We start from the raw sequence: 18,373 nt of genomic DNA on the forward strand, positions 1-18,373 counted from the left end.
TTTTGAAAAGGCTCGACGCGGTCAATCGCGCTGTTTCGCGCCGGAGACGAAAAAGGGGCGAGTTGCACTCGCCCCTTTTTGGGATATACCTTCGGCGACCGGCCGGGCCAATTATTCGAAGCGCCCTGTCCGCGCCATTTCCATCAGACGCGCAATGCGCTCTTCGGTGGCCGGGTGCGTCGAGAACAGGTTCGCGATGCCCCCGCCCGCCAGCGGATTCATGATCATCATCTGCGCGGTAGCCGGATGCGCCTCGGCTGTCGGGAACGGAATGCCGTTTGCGTAGCGATGAATCTTGTCCAGCGCCGACGCAAGCGCCTGCGGATCGCCCGAAATCTGCGCGCCTCCGCGGTCCGCTTCGAACTCACGCGCGCGCGAAATTGCCATCTGGATCAGCGCGCCCGCGATTGGCGCCAGCAGCGCGACCGCGATGCCCGCGATCGGATTTGCCGGACGGCCGTTCTCGTCGCGGCCGCCGAAGAACATCGCGAAGTTCGCGAGCGCCGAGATCGCACCCGCCATCGTCGCCGAAATCGTCGAGATCAGGATGTCGCGGTGCTTCACGTGCGCCAGTTCATGGGCCATCACGCCGCGCATTTCCCGCTCGGACAGCACACGCAGAATGCCCGTCGTCGCCGCAACGGCCGCGTGTTCGGGATTACGCCCTGTCGCGAATGCATTCGGCTGGTCTTCGTCGATCAGATAGACGCGTGGCATCGGCAGATTGGCGCGCGTGGACAGGTCGCGAATCATCCGGTAGAACTGCGGCGCACTCGTCTCGTCGACCTCCTGCGCGTTGTACATGCGCAGAACCATCTTGTCCGAGAACCAGTACGAGAAGAAATTCATCCCGAGCGCGATCAGCAGCGCGAGCATCATGCCGCTTCGGCCACCGATCATGCCGCCGATCACGACGAAGAGTGCCGTGATCGCGGCCATCAACATCGCGGTTTTCACCCAGTTGAACATATCCAAGACTCCTTACCCGCCACGCGGTCCCTATTGACGCCACGTATTCGCGGCGAATGATTGTAAGCGAACTGTTAGATATGGACGAGCGGGAAAAATTCAATCACCGCGTTGCCGTGGCGAGCCTGATGCCCAGCCCGACGAACGCACTGCCAACCGTGCGATCCAGCCACTTCTTCACGCCCGGCTTGCCGGAGAAGCGGCGCGTGACGCTGCCGGCGATCCATGCGACGAAGCTGTTCCACGCCATGCTCATCACGACGAACACGACGCCGAGCGTCAGGAACGCCACTGTCTTGTTGCCGCTGTCCGCGGACACGAATTGCGGAAAGAACGACACGAAGAACAGGACAACCTTCGGATTCAGCACGTTGGTCCAGAAGCCTTGCAGGAAAAGCTGGCGCAAGGACTTGGGCGCGCCCGCCGCGCGCGCGTCGCCCGCGGCCGGGCCCGCTTCCGGCCTGGTCAGGATGAGACGCACGCCGAGATAAACGAGATAAATCGCGCCGACGAACTTGATCACGGTGAACGCCGTCGCCGATGCTGCCAGCAGCGCGGTCAGCCCGAAGGCGCACGCGAGCGAGTGCACACAGCACCCTGCCGAGATGCCCAGTGCCGACATCAGACCCGCGCCGCGCCCCTGCGCGACGCTCCGGCCGACGATGTAAGCGGTGTCGGGCCCCGGCGTGACGTTGAGCAGAAAGACCGCGACGACGAAAAACTCGAAATGGGTGATGCCGAACATGGAATTCTCTTCAAACAAGGTTGCACCAAAGATTCTAACGCGCCCCGCAAACGCGGCGCGCCTGGCTAAACGGCATATGGTGCAACATCGCGGGTGACGTTATTGTGGCTGCGCGAGTTCGAATTTCTGCCCTGTCGAGAGGGTTGAACCGGCGAGAAAATCGCGGACGGGAAGCCGCTTGCCACCCGGCTTCTGAAGTTGCGTGATGCGTAATGCGCCTTCGCCGCATGCCACGACGACGCCTTCGGGCGAGACCTCGACAATCGTGCCCGGTTCGGCCTTGCGCATAGTGTCGGTTGCGGCAGCGGACCAGACCTTCAGCACAGCGCCGTCGAGCGTCGCGGCACCGCCGGGGAACGGATCGAACGCGCGAACCTGACGCGCCAGCTCCGCGGCGGAGCGCCGCCAGTCGAGCGCCGCCTCATGCTTGCCGATCTTTTCGGCATACGTCGCGCCCTCAGCGGGCTGCGGGAAAGACGCGAGCTTGCCGCTGCGTTCCAGTTCGATCAGCGCGTCGACGATCAGCTGCGCGCCCGCTTCGGCAAGACGGTCGTGCAGCGTCGCCGTCGTATCGGTGCCGGCGATCGGCGTGCGGACTTCGGAAATCATCGCGCCCGTGTCGAGCCCCGCGTCCATCTGCATCAGCGTGATGCCCGTCTCGGCATCGCCTGCTTCGATTGCACGGTGAATCGGCGCGGCGCCGCGCCAGCGCGGGAGCAGCGACGCGTGAATGTTGATGCAGCCGTGTGGCGCGATATCGAGCACTTCCTGCGGCAGCAGCAGGCCGTAGGCGGCGACCACCATCACGTCGTGCGGCGTTGCGCGCAACTGGTCGATGGCGGCCGTGGCTTCCGCCGGAAACTTGCCGTTACGACGCAACGAAGGCGGCTGCGCGACTTCGATGCCGTGCTCCTGTGCGTAACGCTTGACCGGGCTTGCCTGCAGCTTCATGCCTCGCCCTGCCGGGCGGTCCGGCTGGGTGAGCACGAGCGGCACCGGGAAGCCGGCCGCGTGGATCGCGGCTAGCGCCGCGGCAGCGAACTCCGGCGTACCGGCGAAAATGACGCGCAACGTATGACTCATGTGCTGATGGCCGTCCAAACGAGCGTCACATTGCGTGCGCGAGCTTCTTCATCTTGCTCTTGATGCGCGTCTGCTTGAGCGGCGACAGATACTCGACGAACACCTTGCCCATCAGGTGATCCATTTCGTGCTGGATGCAGACGGCGAGCAGCCCTTCGCAATCCAGTTCGAAGGTTTCTCCCTTCTCGTTCAGCGCACGCACACGCACCTTCTCGGCACGCTCGACGTTGTCGTAGATGCCCGGCACCGACAGGCAGCCTTCTTCGTGGATCTTCCGCTCGTCGCTCGACCAGACGATTTCCGGGTTGATGAACGCGCGCAGTTCTTCGTGCGTATCGGACACGTCGATCACGATCACGCGTTCGTGCACGTCGACCTGCGTTGCCGCGAGGCCGACGCCGGGCGCAGCGTACATCGTCTCGGCCATATCGGCGACGAGCTTGCGGATACGGTCATCGACCTTATCGACCGGCTTCGCGACCTTATGCAGCCGCTTGTCCGGGTAATTGAGGATGTTGAGTAAAGCCATAGTCCTGAAATTGATTGGGCGCCGACGCGGTCGAAAAAGTCGCGCGCCTGGCCATCCGGCCAGGTTGTCCGCCAGTCGCGACACGCACAGGATAGATAGTGACCGAACCGCGTCGATTCAACGCCTGTTCAGCGCTCATGCGCACGTCGCCCGGCTCGCGCTGAACGCGGCGCAGCAGGGGTTTCGGTTATTTCGGATGATGAAAATTTTAGCATGGCGACTGAAAGGCTGGTTGCCGTGCGCGAGGACGCCCGCCATGCAGACGCTTCCCCTGACAGACTCAGAACTCACCGCCTGGTTGCGGCTCGCCGTGGCGCCCGGACTGAATCCGGCTGCCCTGCGCCGGCTGCTCGCGGTCTTCGGCCTGCCCGAAACGGTGCTTTCGCAGACCTTTGCCGCACTCGCCGAGGCCACCGACGAAGCCACTGCCCGCGCCGCGCTCGCGCCGCCATCTGCAGACTTTCCCGCGCTGCTCGACGCGGTGCGCGCCTGGCGCGAACTGCCGCGCAACGCTTTGGTCACGCTCGACGATCCTGCCTATCCGCCTACTTTGCTGACCATGCCCGATCCGCCGCCGCTGCTATATGTAAAAGGCCGGATCGAATTGCTGCACGCGCGCAGCGTCGCGGTAGTCGGAAGCCGCAGCGCGACGCCGCAGGGAATCGAAGACGCCTCACGCTTCGCCCGCGCGTTCTCGGACGCCGGCGTGACGGTGGTATCGGGCCTCGCGGCGGGCGTCGATGGCGCCGCGCATCGCGGGGCGCTTCAGGCGCGCGGCAGCACGGTCGCCGTGATCGGCACGGGCGCAGATGTCGTGTATCCGGCTGCCCATCACGCGCTTGCGCATCAGATCGCCGACCACGGTGCGATCCTGTCGGAATGGCCGCTCGGCACGCCGGCTCGTTCCGCGAATTTCCCACAGCGCAACCGGCTGATTGCGGGGATCGTGCGCGGCGTGCTGATCGTCGAAGCGGCGATGCGTTCCGGCTCGCTGATCACGGCGCGGCTTGCCAATGAAATGGGGCGCGACGTGTTCGCGATTCCCGGTTCGATCCATGCGCCGCTGGCGCGCGGCTGTCACCGGATGATCAAGCAAGGCGCGAAACTCGTCGAAACGCCGGAAGATGTGCTCGAAGAGTTAGGATTCGCCGCGTCGCCGCCAGACCAGGCGCCCGCGTCCAGGCTGCGAATTGTTCCGCAGCCTGATCGAACAGGCATCGACTCACGGCGGGACGCCTTGCCAGGTTCGACGGCCGAAGCCAGACGCCTGCTCGACGCGCTCGGCCATTCGCCCGCCACGCTTGAAATCCTGGCCGAACGCACCGACATGGACGACACGCTGCTGCAAAGCACGCTGCTGCGGCTCGAACTGGCTGGCGAGCTGTGTGCGCTACCGGGCGGCCGGTACGTCCGCGCGGTGCACAGCGCCTGACGCGACGTGCTACATTCGCGCCAAATAACCCATGCAATACCGAAGGAACCCGCCATGCCCGCGCTGAACCTGGACACCGACTCGAAACGGATCGCCGAACTGGTCAGCAATAGCGAGACGCTTTTCGTTGCGTGTCTTTGCGCGGAATGGTGCGGAACCTGCCGCGAGTACCGTGCAGCGTTCGATGCACTGGCGGACAGGCATCCCGACGTCTGCTTCGCGTGGATCGATATCGAAACACATGCGGATCGCTTCGACGATCTTGATGTCGAGAATTTCCCGACAATTCTTATAGAAGATGGCGTTACCACGCGCTTCTTCGGAACGGTGTTGCCGCAAGCGTCGATCGTCGAACGAATGCTGGTCGATCTGACTGCAGTGCCCGGCATCAAAGGGGCACCGAAAATGCGGCCGGCGCTGCTCGAAGCCTGAGCCATCTTCGAGCCGCACGCTCCACTTCACCCCATCCAGGGGTTTTCCTTAGCGCGGCGGCACGGCGTTTGCAAAAATCGCCGCGTGACGAGGAAAAAGTGGCCTGAAACCGCTGCGAAACCGTTTTCCGACCCGCCCGTCATACGCATGCCCAACCGATCTGCGCGCAATTATGATGACCCGCTTTTTTGGGTCCACCGATTGCCGTTGCGGCGGCGTGTGCTATAAAGCGGTCGTTAATGGGTGCCAAACCCGGGTGGGAAAACCCGAGGTACCAGCCCGAATCCACCAATTTATTTTCAGTCATGTCCAAAGCACTGATCATCGCCGAAAAGCCATCCGTCGCGAACGACATCGCGCGGGCTTTGGGCGGTTTTACCAAGCATGACGAGTACTTCGAGAGCGACGACTTTGTCCTTTCGTCGGCAGTCGGCCATCTGCTGGAGATCGCCGCGCCCGAAGAATATGAAGTCAAACGGGGCAAATGGAGTTTTGCCAATCTCCCCGTTATTCCGCCCCATTTCGACCTGAATCCGATCGCGAAAAGCGAATCGCGGTTGAAGGTGCTGAACAAGCTGATCAAGCGAAAAGACGTCGACCGTCTGATCAACGCATGTGACGCGGGGCGCGAAGGCGAACTGATTTTCCGTCTGATTGCGCAGCACGCGAAGGCGAAGCAACCGGTGCAGCGTCTGTGGCTGCAGTCGATGACGCCCGCCGCGATCCGCGACGGCTTCGCTCAACTGCGCACCGACGCCGACATGCAGCCGCTCGCGGATGCCGCGCGCTGCCGCTCGGAAGCGGACTGGCTGGTCGGCATCAACGGCACGCGCGCGATGACCGCGTTCAACAGTAAAGGCGGCGGCTTCTTCCTGACCACGGTCGGGCGCGTGCAGACGCCGACGCTGTCGATCGTCGTCGAGCGTGAAGAAAAGATCCGCCGCTTCGTGCCGCGCGACTACTGGGAAGTGAAGGCCGAGTTCGTCTGCGCGGCGGGCTTCTATGAAGGCCGCTGGTACGACCCGAAGTTCAAGAAAGACGAGTTCGATCCGGAAAAGCGCGATTCGCGCCTGTGGAGCCTGCCGGCTGCGGAAACGATCGTCGCGGCCTGTCGCGGCCAAACGGGCAGCGTGACGGAAGAATCGAAGCCGTCGACGCAACTGTCGCCCGCGCTGTTCGACCTCACCAGCCTGCAGCGCGAAGCCAACGGCCGCTTCGGCTTCTCGGCGAAGAACACGCTGGGCCTTGCCCAGGCGCTGTACGAAAAGCATAAGGTGCTGACCTATCCGCGTACCGACGCGCGCGCGCTGCCGGAAGACTACCTGGAAACGGTCAAGCACACGATGGAAATGCTCAAGGAGAGCAACAACTATCTGCCGCACGCCAAACAGGTGCTCGACAAGGGCTGGGTGAAGCCGAACAAGCGCATCTTCGACAACTCGAAGATCAGCGACCACTTCGCCATCATCCCGACCCTGCAGGCGCCGAAGGCGCTCTCCGAGCCCGAGCAGAAGCTGTACGACCTCGTCGTGAAGCGCTTTCTCGCCGTGTTCTTCCCGGCTGCCGAGTACCGCGTGACCACGCGTATCACGGAAGTCGTCGGCCATCATTTCAAGACCGAAGGCAAGGTGCTCGTCGAGCCGGGCTGGCTGCAGGTCTATGGCCGCGAGACGGGTGGCGAGGACGCGAACCTCGTCCCCGTTCAGAAGGACGAGAAGGTCAAGACCGACAAGATCGCCGCCCAGCAACTCGTCACGAAGCCGCCCGCACGTTACAACGAAGCGACGCTGCTCTCGGCGATGGAAGGCGCGGGCAAGCTCGTCGAAGACGACGAACTCCGCGAAGCGATGGCCGCGAAGGGCCTTGGCACGCCGGCTACGCGCGCAGCCATCATCGAAGGTCTGCTCGGTGAAAAGTATCTGGTCCGCGAAGGCCGCGAACTGATTCCCACGGCCAAGGCGTTCCAGTTGATGACGCTGCTGCGCGGCCTCGACGTGAAGGAACTGACCGCGCCCGAACTGACAGGCGAATGGGAATACAAGCTGTCGCAGATGGAACGCGGCAAGCTGCCGCGCGACGCGTTCATGCAGGAAATTGCCCGCATGACGCAGACCATCGTCAAGCGCGCGAAGGAATACGATTCCGACACGATCCCCGGCGATTACGCGACGCTGCAAACGCCCTGTCCCAACTGCGGCGGCCAGGTGAAGGAGAATTATCGGCGCTTCGCATGCACGAAATGCGAATTTTCGATCTCGAAGATCCCGGGCGGGCGGCAGTTCGAAATCGAAGAAGTCGAAGAGCTGTTGCAGAAGAAGGAAATCGGCCCGCTGTCCGGCTTCCGCAGCAAGATGGGGCGTCCGTTCTCGGCAATTCTCAAGCTGTCGTTCGACGACGAAACGAAGAACTACAAGCTCGAATTCGACTTCGGCCAGGATCAGGGCGGCGAAGACGGCGAGGCGCCGGACTTCTCGGAGCAGCAGCCCGTCGGCGCGTGTCCGAAGTGCAGCGGTAAGGTGTTCGAGCACGGCATGAGCTATGTCTGCGAAAACTCTGTCGCGAATCCGAAGACTTGCGACTTCCGTTCGGGCAAGGTGATCCTGCAGCAGGAAATCACGCGCGAGCAGATGGCGAAGCTGCTGGAAAACGGACGCACCGACCTGCTGACGAACTTCAAGTCGTCGCGCACGGGCCGCAACTTCAAGGCATTCCTCGTCAAGCAGAACGACGGCAAGATCGGCTTCGAGTTCGAGAAGAAGGAACCGAAGGAAGGCGCGAAATCGGCGGCGGCGAAATCCGCAGCCAAGGCAGCGCCTGAGTCCGCGAACGGCGAGGCGGCGAATGAAGAAGCGCCCGCGAAGAAGGTTGCCGTGAAGAAAACCGCCGCGAAAACGGCTGCGGCGAAGAAGGCGCCCGCCAAGAAGGCTGGCGCGAAAACCACGGCTGCGAAATCCGCTGCTCGCAAGACGGGTTCATAGAATGCGTTCGACGCGCGCCGCCATGTGACCCACGCGAGCGCGCAATCGAGTAGCTGCAACAAAAAGCGCAGTCACTTTTTTACGGTGACTGCGCTTTTTTATCGTCTGCAGGACGCCGCCGTTATCCGGCGTCGCGGCAGTCGCGTCAGTGCGTCGGCGAAGCGATACCGCGCGAACGGTTCAGCGTGCGCGTCGGCTTGGCCGGGATTTCGCCGTCCAGCAGGCTCGATAGCGGCTCTGCGCCGTCGAAGGCTTCGGGCGGCATCGACATCGCGGTCGATTCGAGCATCGACGGCGCGCGTTCCACGCCGTCTTTCACCCACTGCTCGCCCAGCTTGCTGTTCGGCGTCTGGTTGAAGTGCTCGACGAGGTGATCGATGAACGTGCGGACCTTCGCCGGCAAATGTCGGCGGCTCGGGTAAGCGATGTTGATCTCGACCTGCGGCAGACGATAGTCGCTCAAGAGACGAACCAGTTTGCCGCGCGTCGTGTCACGCCCGATCAGATAGCTCGGCAGGATCGCGATGCCCATGCCGAGCAAGGCGAACTGACGCAGCATTTCCGTGTTGTTCGCGACGATCACATTGGTCGGGCGCACACGTATCTCGCCGTCCGGGCCGGTGAACACGCGCTCGTCGCCCCAGTATTCGGAAGGCAGCGACAGGCACGGATGCTCGAGCAGTTGCTCGGGGCGCGTCGGCGTGCCGTGCTTTTCCAGATACGCCGGCGTCGCGCAGACGGTCATGCAGCCCGTCGTCAGGCGACGCGTGACGATGCTCGCGCTGCGCATATGGCGAGCAATCACGACGCCGACATCGAAACCTTCTTCGACGAGATCGACTTGCCGGTCGACCAGCGTCACATCGGGAATCACTTTCGGATAGCGCTCGGCGTACGTCTGCAGCACGGGCGCCAGGTTGTGCAGCCCGAACACGACGGGCGCAACGATACGCAGCGTGCCGACAGGCTCGTGATTACGCGCAACGACCATCTGCTCGACGTCTTCGAGTTCGTCGAGAATCTGGCGGGCGCGCTCCAGATACACCTGACCGGACTCGGTCAGCGAAAGACTACGGGTGGTGCGGTTGAGCAGTCGGGTGCCAAGCCGGCCTTCGAGATCGGCGACGTGACGGGTCGCAACTGCGTTTGAAATATCCATCGCGCTAGCCGCGCGGGCAAAACTTCCGAGATCCGCCACTTTGACGAAAACTCGCATCGACTGCAAATGATCCATGAACAACTCCTGCCGTAGTACCGCTCCCCTCACGAACAGGAAGCACACTTGGAATTTTCCTACGACTAGGGAAATCCTGCAGAAGTTGCCTAAGATTGAAGAAATTTTATAAAAATTTGAGTCAATATCTTCGGGGACGGAATAGCAAAGGGTCGATTGTTCCCATCATCGAAACAATTTGCTGCATCGCGTCGAAAACCGGTAGTCGGCTCGAACAGCGAAAGCGGCGCGTGGACGGCGGAATGGGGGTCGAAAGGTGAGCAAAAAACGGTCAGACGAATAGAAAAAGCCGCCCGAAGGCGGCTTCGTCATACGTAAGTGAGCGCTCACAAGATCAGGCGGCCAGCTTCTTTTCCAGCGCGCTCCGCGCATCTTGCAGTGCGGCAGGCAGGCCTTGCTTTAGCGTGTCGAAGAGTTCACTGTGCAGCGCGAGTTCTTTGCGCCACGCGGCATCATCGACGGAAATCACCTGCTCGAACTGCTCGCGCGTGAAGTCGAGCCCGCTCCAGTCGATGTCGTCGTAGCGCGGCGACACGCCGAACGCATGCTCCTCGCCCTGCGCCGTGCCTTCGATGCGGTCGACCATCCAGCGCAGCACGCGCATATTTTCGCCGAAGCCCGGCCACACGAACTTGCCATCGTCGCCCTTGCGGAACCAGTTGACGCAGAAGATCTTCGGCGTGCGCACGCTCAGCTGCTCCAGCTTCGCGCCCGTTTTCAGCCAGTGGCCGAAGTAGTCGCTCATGTTGTAGCCGCAGAACGGCAGCATCGCGAACGGATCGCGCCGTACGACCCCTTGCTGGCCGGCCGCCGCGGCCGTCGTTTCCGAGCCCATCGTCGCGGCCATGTAAACGCCTTCGACCCAGTCCCGCGCTTCCGTCACGAGCGGCACGGTCGTCGAGCGGCGGCCGCCGAACACGAACGCGTCGATCGGTACGCCTGCCGGATTTTCCCATTCGGCGTCGATCGACGGGCATTGCGACGCAGGCGCCGTGAAGCGCGCATTCGGGTGCGCGGCCTTGCGGCCCGTTTCCTTCGCGTTGGCGGGGGTCCAGTCCTTGCCCTGCCAGTCGATCAGATGCGCAGGCGGCTCGTCCGTCATGCCCTCCCACCAGACGTCGCCGTCGTCCGTCAGCGCGACGTTCGTGAAGATCACGTTTTCCTTCAGCGTCGCCATCGCGTTGAAGTTGGTCTTTTCGCTCGTACCGGGCGCGACGCCGAAATAACCCGCTTCCGGGTTGATCGCGTAGAGACGCCCGTCCTTGCCGGGCTTGATCCACGCGATGTCGTCGCCGATCGTCGTGATCTTCCAGCCGTTCATGCCTTGCGGCGGAATCAGCATCGCGAAATTGGTCTTGCCGCATGCCGACGGGAACGCGGCCGCCACGTGATGCTTCTTGCCTTCCGGCGAAGTCACGCCGAGCACCAGCATATGCTCGGCGAGCCAGCCTTCGTCGCGGCCCATCGTCGACGCGATGCGCAGCGCAAAGCACTTCTTGCCGAGCAGCGCATTGCCGCCGTAGCCCGAGCCGTAGCTCCAGATTTCACGCGATTCCGGAAAGTGGACGATGTACTTGGTGTCGTTGCACGGCCACGCGACGTCCTTCTGGCCCGCCGCGAGCGGCGCGCCCACGGAGTGCACGCACGGCACGAACGCGCCGTCTTCGCCGAGCACGTCGTAGACCTTGCGGCCCATGCGCGTCATGATCCGCATGTTCGTGACGACGTACGGGCTATCGCTCAGTTCGACGCCGATATGCGCGATCGGCGAGCCGAGCGGGCCCATCGAGAACGGCACGACGTACATCGTCCGGCCGCGCATCGCGCCGTCGAACAAACCGTTGAGCGTCGCGCGCATTTCGTCGGGCTCGATCCAGTTGTTGGTCGGGCCGGCCTCTTCGCGACGCTTCGAGCAGATGAACGTGCGGTCCTCGACGCGCGCGACGTCGGACGGATCGGAGCAGGCGAGATAGGAGTTCGGCCGTTTGGCCGGGTTGAGCTTCTTGAGGGTGCCGGCCGCGACCATTTGCGCGCATAGCCGGTCGTATTCCTCCTGCGAACCGTCGCACCAGACGATCCGTTCCGGCTTTGCCAGCGCCGCGACGCGCTGCACCCACTCGATCAGTTTTTGATGTTTGACCCAGGCAGGCGCTTCGAGGGTCGAATGGCCTGCAAATGCGGGATGATTCATCGAGCTGTCTCCGTTTTGGTAGAAGAAGAAACGGTGCTAGCCCAGCGACGCTGCGTGCGAGAGGCGTCAATCTGCGCGAAAGGATCTCTGACGCGCGATTCTGCAGGTCGTAAGGGCCTTTCCAGTCTGTCGCCGGCACGTTGAAACCGTCTGTAAAGCGGCTTGCGCGGACATGCAACAAACTGTTAAAAACGAGGGAACTTGCCCCGCCGCCATGGCTCCGTCATAGCGGCTCCTTATACGGTAAGGCATTCAAAACAAGCATCATGTGGTCCAGGTCACATGATGGGACACCCGAATCAGACTCTCCGTTCCGCACCACGTGGGTGCGTCGCAAAACATATACGCCATGAAGATTGCCATCCTTGACGACTATCAAGACGCCGTCCGCAAGCTCGACTGTTTCCAATTGCTCGCCGACCACGAGGTCAAGGTTTTCAACAACACCGTCCGCGGCCTCGGCCAGCTCGCCAGCCGCCTGTCGGAAGTCGACGCGCTGGTCCTGATTCGCGAACGCACCCGCATCAGCTCTCAACTGCTCGACAAGTTGCCGCATCTGCGCATGATCAGCCAGACGGGCAAAGCGGGAAGCCATATCGACATGGCCGCCTGCACGGAGCGCGGCATTGCCGTGCTCGAGGGCGTCGGTTCGCCTGTTGCCCCCGCCGAACTGACGTGGGCTCTAATCATGGCCGCGCAACGCCGCATTCCGCAATACGTAGCAAACCTTAAGCAGGGGGCATGGCAACAATCGGGCCTGAAGACGTCGGCGCTGCCGCCGAACTTCGGTCTCGGTCAGGTGCTGCGCGGCCAGACACTGGGCATCTGGGGCTACGGCAAGATCGGCCGGATGGTTGCCGGCTACGGCAAGGCGTTCGGCATGAACGTGTTGATCTGGGGCCGCGAGCACACGCGCGAAGCCGCCGCCGCCGATGGCTACACTGTCGCGGAAAGCCGCGAAGCGCTGTTCGAACAGAGCGATGTGCTGTCGCTGCATCTGCGCCTGCACGACGACACGCGCGGCATCGTCAAGCAGGAAGACCTGATGCGCATGAAGCCGACCGCGCTCTTCGTGAACACGAGCCGCGCGGAACTGCTGGAAGAAAATGCGCTGATGGGCGCGCTATCGCACAACCGGCCGGGCATGGTCGCGATCGACGTCTACGAAAGCGAGCCGATTCTGCAGGGTTACAGCCTGCTGCGGATGGAAAACGTGATCTGCTCGCCGCACATCGGCTACGTCGAAAAGGAAAGCTACGAGCTGTATTTCAGCGCGGCGTTCAAGAACATTCTCGCGTTCGATCAGGGCGACACCGCGAGCGTCGCGAATCCGGAAGCGCTACAGGGCGGGCGCCGGAAGTAAGCACCGGGAATCGGCGAAAGCGGCCTTCAAGGCCGCTTTTGTTTTGCGCTTTCGCTTAATTACGCGCTTCAGTCGTGCGCCGCGGCATCGAGCAGTTCAGGCACGCGTTGTAGAAACTGCTCGCCGTCCGTGCGGCCCAGGTTATAGGCGTGCAACATCTGCGAAGGACTCGTGTAGTCCCAGCTCGAAATCGGCACCTTGCACGACGGCTGCACGTACAGCCACTGCTGCGCGCCGTGCGGCACAACGAACATTTGCGGACGCGGATAGATGCGCGTCACCATCACGAGCACCGTGCCGGGCGTCGGATCGAGCGCGCCGACAGGCACGTTGTCGACCATCCCGCCATCCAGCACAGGGCGCCCGTTGCGGCGCAGAACAGGCGTAAACGGCGGCGTACACGACGACTGCAGAATCAGGTCCGCGAGTTCCTCGACGCTCGCGCAATCCTGCGCGCGCACGAACTCCGGATGAAAACCAAGCGACTGGCCGAGCGTCGGGTGCAGCGTCTTGCGGATATATTTTTCAATGTTGTACGCGATCAGTCCCGCCGCGACGGCGCTGCGCGCGCCCAGCCAGCGCGGCACATGCGACACGCCGATGCGGATTTCCGGCGCCGTCGCGAGTTGCGCGAAATTCTCGCCGTAGATGTCGAGCAGCGCCTGCCGGTAGATCCGGTAGTGCGGAAACACCGATTCCCCGCGCAGCAGATTGCCCCAGTACGCGTTCTTCGTGTTGTTGCGCAACGCGTTCTCGTAGTAGCGCATGACCCAGTCGGCGTCACGCGTGTAGAGCATGCAGGCCGTCGCCGCGCCCGCCGAGATTCCCGTGATCACGCGCGGCCTGATGTCCAGGTGCGGCTGGATCACGTCCCAGAATCCCGCCTGCCACCAGCAGCGGTTGCCGCCACCGGCGAATACGACCTGATCGAACATCCGTTGCTTCCTTCGATTGCCGCGGCGCGCGTTCGCGCCGTCGGCGGACGCGCGCTCAGTTGAGCAGCGCGTAAGTGGTGGTGGCGTGGACGGCCATCTTGCCGTCTTCGTCGATGAGTTCGACTTCGCCGAACACGAGATTGCGACCCATGCGCAGCACGCGCGCCGTGATGTGGACGTCGCCTTTGCGGACGGCGCGCATGAAGCTGATGTTCAGCGAGACGGTTGTCATCGGCTTGAAGCCGCCGAGCGCAGCCGAAATAGCGACGACCATTGCCGTGTCGGCAGCCGCCATGAAGACCTGGCCGCAGATGACGCCGCCGCTGTGACGCAATTCGCCCGAAAACGGCAGGCGCAGCGTGGCGCTTTCATCGTCGACCTTAACGGGCGTGAGGGACAGCGCCCGCACCCACGGCGCGAGCACACGGTCGAGCAGTTCCCGGACTTCGTTGTCGTCCATCGTAATTTTCCGTTGGAGCCGCACGGAAGGCCGCGCGGCGTGATGTCGCGACATGATACCGGGACGAACGCGCGTGCGCTTCGTTGGTGCTTTCGGCTGCTTTCCGCGTCTGGCTTTGACTTCGTATCGACGCTCTTCCGCGATCTTTTTTTAAGAATTTTGCGAGAAGGACTTGCCAAGCAAGAAAAACTCCTGCATAATTTCGCTTCTGTTGGGGGCGTTAGCTCAGTTGGTAGAGCAGCGGACTCTTAATCCGTAGGTCGAGTGTTCGAGTCACTCACGCCCCACCAAGAATTTGAAAGGCCGGTTAGCGAAAGCTGATCGGCCTTTTTCATTTCCGCCCTCGCCAAAGCCCGTTCAATTCCCCGGCACCGCCGCATCCGAAGCCGCCTTGGCCATCTTGTTCGCGGCCTGCGCTTTTTCAAGCGCCTGCTTCTTCAAATACGCAACCGTGCCTTCGAAAGCCGGACTGACCTCGGGATAAGACGCATCGGTGATGTAGTTCAATCCGTTCTGCTGCGCCTCGATCAATTCCTGATACACCTGCGCGCGCGTCTTGCCTTGCGCGAACACATTCGTCGACCCGAGTGCGGCGACGGATACGGCCAACAGTGCGAGCATCTTCATTTCCAACTCCTTTGAAAACGTGCGGTACGCACCATGACGAACCACGCGACGCTGCGTTCTATTCCCGGTCGCCCTCCAAAAAAATGATACGGATAGCTAAATAATAAAACGAGAAAAAACGGCCGCATCCGAAGATGCAGCCGTCAATACAAACCCGCTCGAACGATCAACCCGGCGTCGCCGCCGTCAACTGCGCATACACGTCATGCGCAATCTGCAGCATCACCTTGCGATCGATACCACCCGACACCGCATAGCCAAAATCGCCGTCCACCCAATAGAACACGTTCACGGGCCCTTCCTGATACAGCTTGAACGCCGTCGTATTCGCACTCGCCTTGCGATGAGAAATGCACACTGTCACGCGCTCGCCCTTTGCGTTGTGATACATGAACTGCGCAACGGGTCCGTCGTCGCCAGGTAAGACGCGGCCGCCCGCAAGCTCGAAGCCGTTCTTCGTGAGCATCGGCGGATGCACGTCGGTGCCGAGCTTGTTCGCCAGATACTGCACGAAATCCTGCTCGTGATCCTCGCCGATCTGCGAAGGGCGATCGACAGCTGGCATATACACGACATGCGCCAGCGCCGCCTTCTGCGCGAAGACTTCCGAAGCATCCGCGCTCACGGGCCGCGTATTCGACGTCGCCGACGACGCACCCGTCCACGGCGCAGCCACGTCCTTGCCCATATTCGTGCCGACGCCAATGCCGATGCCCAGCACCAGCGCCGCCGCCATGCCCGCGAACTGCGGCCAGTTCGCCGCGCTCGTCCAGCGACGCTTCTCCGGCACACGCAAACGCGCAGGCACGGGCTCGTTCAGCACGCGGTCATAGCGCTCATGAAACATGTTGTTCAGCGAAAAGTAATCGCTGATACGCGCGGCCAGCGCGGGATTCAGTTCGATCGCGCGCTCCACCTGTTCACGCCGTTCGTCGGACAGCGTGCCGTCGACGTACGCGTGAATTTCCTCTTCGCTGACGGGAGTCTGTTGATCGCTCATCGCACCACCTTCAGTTTCGCGCCGGGCTGTGCGCCCGCCATCAACGCGCGCAAACGCTCGCGTCCACGCGAGAGCCTCGACATCACCGTGCCGACGGGAATGTCGAGCGCAATCGCCACTTCGGCGTAACTCATTTCTTCAAGCCCGACGAGCAGCACAACTTCGCGCTGATCGGCGGGCAAACGCTGCAATGCATAGTCGAGATCGCGGACTTCAAGCGAGCGCGTCTGCTCGCCCGACACCGCAAATTCGCTTTCGACGATGCTCTCGTCATCCACCGACACATGCACCGCACGCGACGACGACTTGCGCACCTGATTGACGAAGACGTTGTGCATGATCGTGAAAAGCCATGCACGCAGATCGGTGCCCGCCTCGAACATCTTCGTGCGCGTGAGCGCGCGTTCTAGCGTGTCCTGCACGAGGTCGTCGGCGAGATCGCGATTGCTGATCAGCGCCCGCGCATAGCGGCGCAATCGCGGAACGTGATCCATCAATTCGTTACGGATGTCCATTTGCTCTACCCATCGAATGTCGCTCGGTGCGCAAAGCCGCCACGCACGTCGCCTCTTGAAGCAGAGAACACAACCTGTGACATTTTATTCCGCCTGTTTTTCACTAGCCGGTCAGGGGCATGAAAATCGCCAAAACGGGCGCGTTGTCAGCCTATCGTCAGCGCGTCCGCGGCCCGCATCAGCCCATGTGTCGTGGCATGGCCTGCAAGCACATACCGTCTGCCGCCCACAGTCCATGACAACAGCCGCACATTGCCGATGCGCTGCGCCGCCCAGTGCGGCTGCGCCTTCGCAAACGGAGCCGAAGCCGACAGCAGCACGACAGCTTCGCCGTCGGCGTTCCGGTAGTCGGCTATGTCGATGCTCGCGAGTGCGTTCGGATGGCGCGTTTTCGTCGCCACCAGCGTCAATCCGACGGCGGCGAGGTCCGCCGCGTACGGATCGCCCCGCACAGCCGCCGAGGCTCCCGAAACCTGCTGGCCGGATTCCCGCATCAGCGCCATGACAGCGGCGGCGTCGAGCATTTCCGGCGATACGCGCGACGCAACCCACCAGCCGCTCGCCGCCAACACCGTCAGCACGACACCGAGCAGCGCGGCACCCACGCGTCGCGCGAAAAACCTGCGCATCGTCGAGCGTAGATCCAGGCGGCCCTCACGGCCGGGACGCGGTGCGTGAACCCGCTGCGGAAATCCACCTTCGAACACGCCGCGCATCTGCATGTTCAGTTGCCGGTAGAACGCGATCCGCTCGGCTTCCCCCGGCCGCGAGCCGAGATACCTCCGCACGCGCGCCGCCCGTTCGGGCGGCAGATTGCCGTCGGCGAATGCCTGCATGTCGGCTTCGGTCAGCGGCGTGTCGGACGGCGAATAGATGCGGGACATGATGGTTCGGTCGTGCGGAAATCGGGCTCTTGCTGCGCTAACAGGCGCATTGCAGGCTTTATTCCATTGGCTTTCGCTTATTCATTCGTCAGACATGACGCAAAACCCAGACCAAAAAGAAACGCGCCGCATGGCGGAAACCATGCGGCGCGTCTGGCGATGCGGCGAACGAAATTACTTCACCGACACGTCGATATTGCCGAAGTATTTCTCCGCGAGCGTCTTGACGGTGCCGTCCGCCTGCACCTTCGCGATCGCCGCGTTCAACTGGTTGCGAAGCCCGCTATCGCCCTTGCGGATACCGAACGCGATGCCGCTGCCGAGGATCTTGTCGTCGCGCACCGGCTGACCGACGAACGCGAAGTCCTTGCCGTCGGAACGCGACAGGAAGCCCGTCTGCCCCGCCGGCGCGAGCACGAGCGTGGCATCGAGGCGGCCGGCGACGAGATCGGTATAGACCTGATTCTGGTCCTGATACGGCACGACCGTGACGCCCGCGCTTTCCCAATGAGACTTCGCGAACGTCTCCTGAATCGACGCCTGCAACACGCCGACGCGCTTGCCCTTCAACGATTCGGGCGTCGGCTGCAGTCCGCTGTCCTTGCGTGCGATCAGTTGCGTCGGCACGCGGTAGATAACATTGGTGAAGTCGATCGCCTGGCGGCGCTTTTCCGTTGCGTTCATCGCCGAGTTGATCGCGTCGAACTTGCGGCCCTGCAAGGCGGGGATCAGGCCGTCGAACGATGTTTCAACCCAGCTGCATTTCAGGTTCGCGGTCTTGCAGACGGCATTTCCGATATCGATATCGAAACCCTGCAGTTCTCCATTCGAGCCCTTCGACTCGAACGGCGGATACTGCGCCTCAAGGCCATAGCGCAGCGTCGTGGCGTCGGCGGCCATGGCCGACCCCGTCGCCACCGATGCAAACGCGCACGCCAGCATCAGCAGATTCTTCACTCGCTTCATCATCGATCTCCTTCCCCTTGTGTTCACTGC

17 protein-coding genes and 1 tRNA gene are annotated in these 18,373 nt (G+C 62.4%); 5 read left to right on the forward strand and 13 right to left on the reverse strand.

Features of this window, described 5'->3' with window-relative positions; genetic code table 11:
- Positions 1-111 precede the first annotated feature (111 nt).
- From htpX to def, 4 genes are all read right to left on the reverse strand, one after another.
- Positions 112-969 (reverse strand): zinc metalloprotease HtpX, encoded by an 858-nt coding sequence (gene htpX / locus FRZ40_RS10760; protein ID WP_028363899.1) that lies wholly within the window; start codon positions 967-969, stop codon positions 112-114.
- A gap of 103 nt (positions 970-1,072) precedes the next feature.
- Complete coding sequence (locus FRZ40_RS10765) at positions 1,073-1,714, reverse strand: LysE family translocator (protein ID WP_147234088.1); 642 nt, start codon at positions 1,712-1,714, stop codon at positions 1,073-1,075.
- Between the two features lie 99 nt (positions 1,715-1,813).
- Complete coding sequence (gene fmt / locus FRZ40_RS10770) at positions 1,814-2,797, reverse strand: methionyl-tRNA formyltransferase (protein WP_147234089.1); 984 nt, start codon at positions 2,795-2,797, stop codon at positions 1,814-1,816.
- Positions 2,798-2,822: 25 nt separating this feature from the next.
- Positions 2,823-3,326, reverse strand: a complete 504-nt coding sequence (gene def, locus FRZ40_RS10775) for a peptide deformylase (RefSeq protein WP_028363902.1) — start codon at positions 3,324-3,326, stop codon at positions 2,823-2,825.
- Between the two features lie 256 nt (positions 3,327-3,582).
- On the opposite strand from def, the gene dprA reads away from it, so the two are divergent.
- The 3 genes from dprA to FRZ40_RS10790 all read left to right on the forward strand — a co-directional run bounded on the left by dprA (position 3,583) and on the right by FRZ40_RS10790 (position 8,168).
- Positions 3,583-4,758 (forward strand): DNA-processing protein DprA, encoded by a 1,176-nt coding sequence (gene dprA, locus FRZ40_RS10780; protein ID WP_147234810.1) that lies wholly within the window; start codon positions 3,583-3,585, stop codon positions 4,756-4,758.
- A gap of 54 nt (positions 4,759-4,812) precedes the next feature.
- On the forward strand, positions 4,813-5,190 hold the full coding sequence (locus FRZ40_RS10785; protein WP_028363904.1) for a thioredoxin family protein: 378 nt from the start codon (positions 4,813-4,815) through the stop codon (positions 5,188-5,190).
- Positions 5,191-5,495: 305 nt separating this feature from the next.
- Positions 5,496-8,168: a DNA topoisomerase III gene (locus FRZ40_RS10790; RefSeq protein ID WP_147234090.1), complete on the forward strand. Its 2,673-nt coding sequence runs from the start codon at positions 5,496-5,498 to the stop codon at positions 8,166-8,168.
- 145 nt (positions 8,169-8,313) lie between these two features.
- Here FRZ40_RS10790 and FRZ40_RS10795 read toward each other — a convergent pair whose 3' ends face one another.
- Both FRZ40_RS10795 and FRZ40_RS10800 read right to left on the reverse strand, forming a co-directional pair.
- The gene (locus FRZ40_RS10795) at positions 8,314-9,402 is read right to left on the reverse strand and encodes a LysR family transcriptional regulator (protein WP_147234091.1); all 1,089 of its coding nucleotides are present in this window, start codon (positions 9,400-9,402) and stop codon (positions 8,314-8,316) included.
- 334 nt (positions 9,403-9,736) lie between these two features.
- A complete protein-coding gene (locus FRZ40_RS10800; protein ID WP_147234092.1) occupies positions 9,737-11,593 on the reverse strand; it encodes a phosphoenolpyruvate carboxykinase (GTP) in 1,857 nt (618 codons plus the stop codon).
- 349 nt (positions 11,594-11,942) lie between these two features.
- On the opposite strand from FRZ40_RS10800, the gene FRZ40_RS10805 reads away from it, so the two are divergent.
- Entirely contained in the window at positions 11,943-12,956 is a 1,014-nt protein-coding gene (locus FRZ40_RS10805; RefSeq protein WP_147234093.1) for a D-2-hydroxyacid dehydrogenase family protein, read from the forward strand.
- Positions 12,957-13,024: 68 nt separating this feature from the next.
- Here the strand turns inward: FRZ40_RS10805 and FRZ40_RS10810 are convergent, their stop codons facing one another.
- Both FRZ40_RS10810 and FRZ40_RS10815 read right to left on the reverse strand, forming a co-directional pair.
- On the reverse strand, positions 13,025-13,891 hold the full coding sequence (locus tag FRZ40_RS10810; RefSeq protein WP_147234094.1) for a patatin-like phospholipase family protein: 867 nt from the start codon (positions 13,889-13,891) through the stop codon (positions 13,025-13,027).
- A gap of 55 nt (positions 13,892-13,946) precedes the next feature.
- Positions 13,947-14,351, reverse strand: a complete 405-nt coding sequence (locus tag FRZ40_RS10815) for a PaaI family thioesterase (RefSeq protein WP_028363910.1) — start codon at positions 14,349-14,351, stop codon at positions 13,947-13,949.
- A 214-nt stretch (positions 14,352-14,565) separates the two neighbouring features.
- On the opposite strand from FRZ40_RS10815, the gene FRZ40_RS10820 reads away from it, so the two are divergent.
- Positions 14,566-14,641 (forward strand) — tRNA-Lys (locus tag FRZ40_RS10820).
- A gap of 67 nt (positions 14,642-14,708) precedes the next feature.
- Here FRZ40_RS10820 and FRZ40_RS10825 read toward each other — a convergent pair.
- The 5 genes from FRZ40_RS10825 to FRZ40_RS10845 all read right to left on the reverse strand — a co-directional run bounded on the left by FRZ40_RS10825 (position 14,709) and on the right by FRZ40_RS10845 (position 18,343).
- A complete protein-coding gene (locus FRZ40_RS10825) occupies positions 14,709-14,978 on the reverse strand; it encodes a DUF4148 domain-containing protein (protein ID WP_147234095.1) in 270 nt (89 codons plus the stop codon).
- A gap of 166 nt (positions 14,979-15,144) precedes the next feature.
- Positions 15,145-15,978, reverse strand: coding sequence for an anti-sigma factor family protein (locus FRZ40_RS10830; protein ID WP_028363912.1), 834 nt, complete (start codon positions 15,976-15,978; stop codon positions 15,145-15,147).
- Positions 15,975-16,493 (reverse strand): RNA polymerase sigma factor, encoded by a 519-nt coding sequence (locus FRZ40_RS10835; protein ID WP_007581935.1) that lies wholly within the window; start codon positions 16,491-16,493, stop codon positions 15,975-15,977. Before FRZ40_RS10835 ends, FRZ40_RS10830 begins: the two co-directional genes overlap by 4 nt.
- A gap of 146 nt (positions 16,494-16,639) precedes the next feature.
- Complete coding sequence (locus FRZ40_RS10840) at positions 16,640-17,377, reverse strand: anti-sigma factor family protein (RefSeq protein WP_147234096.1); 738 nt, start codon at positions 17,375-17,377, stop codon at positions 16,640-16,642.
- Positions 17,378-17,551: 174 nt separating this feature from the next.
- Complete coding sequence (locus tag FRZ40_RS10845) at positions 17,552-18,343, reverse strand: ABC transporter substrate-binding protein (protein WP_028363914.1); 792 nt, start codon at positions 18,341-18,343, stop codon at positions 17,552-17,554.
- Positions 18,344-18,373 lie beyond the last annotated feature (30 nt).

This window comes from Paraburkholderia azotifigens (assembly GCF_007995085.1).
Taxonomy (GTDB): domain Bacteria; phylum Pseudomonadota; class Gammaproteobacteria; order Burkholderiales; family Burkholderiaceae; genus Paraburkholderia; species Paraburkholderia azotifigens.

Coding starts and splice junctions, on each gene's coding strand:
- FRZ40_RS10830 (WP_028363912.1), bottom strand. CDS start 15,978: ATGAGCGATCAACAGACTCCCGTCAGCGAAGAGGAAATTCACGCGTAC.
- FRZ40_RS10765 (WP_147234088.1), bottom strand. CDS start 1,714: ATGTTCGGCATCACCCATTTCGAGTTTTTCGTCGTCGCGGTCTTTCTG.
- FRZ40_RS10810 (WP_147234094.1), bottom strand. CDS start 13,891: ATGTTCGATCAGGTCGTATTCGCCGGTGGCGGCAACCGCTGCTGGTGG.
- FRZ40_RS10835 (WP_007581935.1), bottom strand. CDS start 16,493: ATGGACATCCGTAACGAATTGATGGATCACGTTCCGCGATTGCGCCGC.
- FRZ40_RS10815 (WP_028363910.1), bottom strand. CDS start 14,351: ATGGACGACAACGAAGTCCGGGAACTGCTCGACCGTGTGCTCGCGCCG.
- FRZ40_RS10795 (WP_147234091.1), bottom strand. CDS start 9,402: ATGGATCATTTGCAGTCGATGCGAGTTTTCGTCAAAGTGGCGGATCTC.
- def (WP_028363902.1), bottom strand. CDS start 3,326: ATGGCTTTACTCAACATCCTCAATTACCCGGACAAGCGGCTGCATAAG.
- htpX (WP_028363899.1), bottom strand. CDS start 969: ATGTTCAACTGGGTGAAAACCGCGATGTTGATGGCCGCGATCACGGCA.
- fmt (WP_147234089.1), bottom strand. CDS start 2,797: ATGAGTCATACGTTGCGCGTCATTTTCGCCGGTACGCCGGAGTTCGCT.
- FRZ40_RS10845 (WP_028363914.1), bottom strand. CDS start 18,343: ATGAAGCGAGTGAAGAATCTGCTGATGCTGGCGTGCGCGTTTGCATCG.
- dprA (WP_147234810.1), top strand. CDS start 3,583: ATGCAGACGCTTCCCCTGACAGACTCAGAACTCACCGCCTGGTTGCGG.
- FRZ40_RS10825 (WP_147234095.1), bottom strand. CDS start 14,978: ATGAAGATGCTCGCACTGTTGGCCGTATCCGTCGCCGCACTCGGGTCG.
- FRZ40_RS10790 (WP_147234090.1), top strand. CDS start 5,496: ATGTCCAAAGCACTGATCATCGCCGAAAAGCCATCCGTCGCGAACGAC.
- FRZ40_RS10800 (WP_147234092.1), bottom strand. CDS start 11,593: ATGAATCATCCCGCATTTGCAGGCCATTCGACCCTCGAAGCGCCTGCC.
- FRZ40_RS10785 (WP_028363904.1), top strand. CDS start 4,813: ATGCCCGCGCTGAACCTGGACACCGACTCGAAACGGATCGCCGAACTG.
- FRZ40_RS10840 (WP_147234096.1), bottom strand. CDS start 17,377: ATGTCCCGCATCTATTCGCCGTCCGACACGCCGCTGACCGAAGCCGAC.
- FRZ40_RS10805 (WP_147234093.1), top strand. CDS start 11,943: ATGAAGATTGCCATCCTTGACGACTATCAAGACGCCGTCCGCAAGCTC.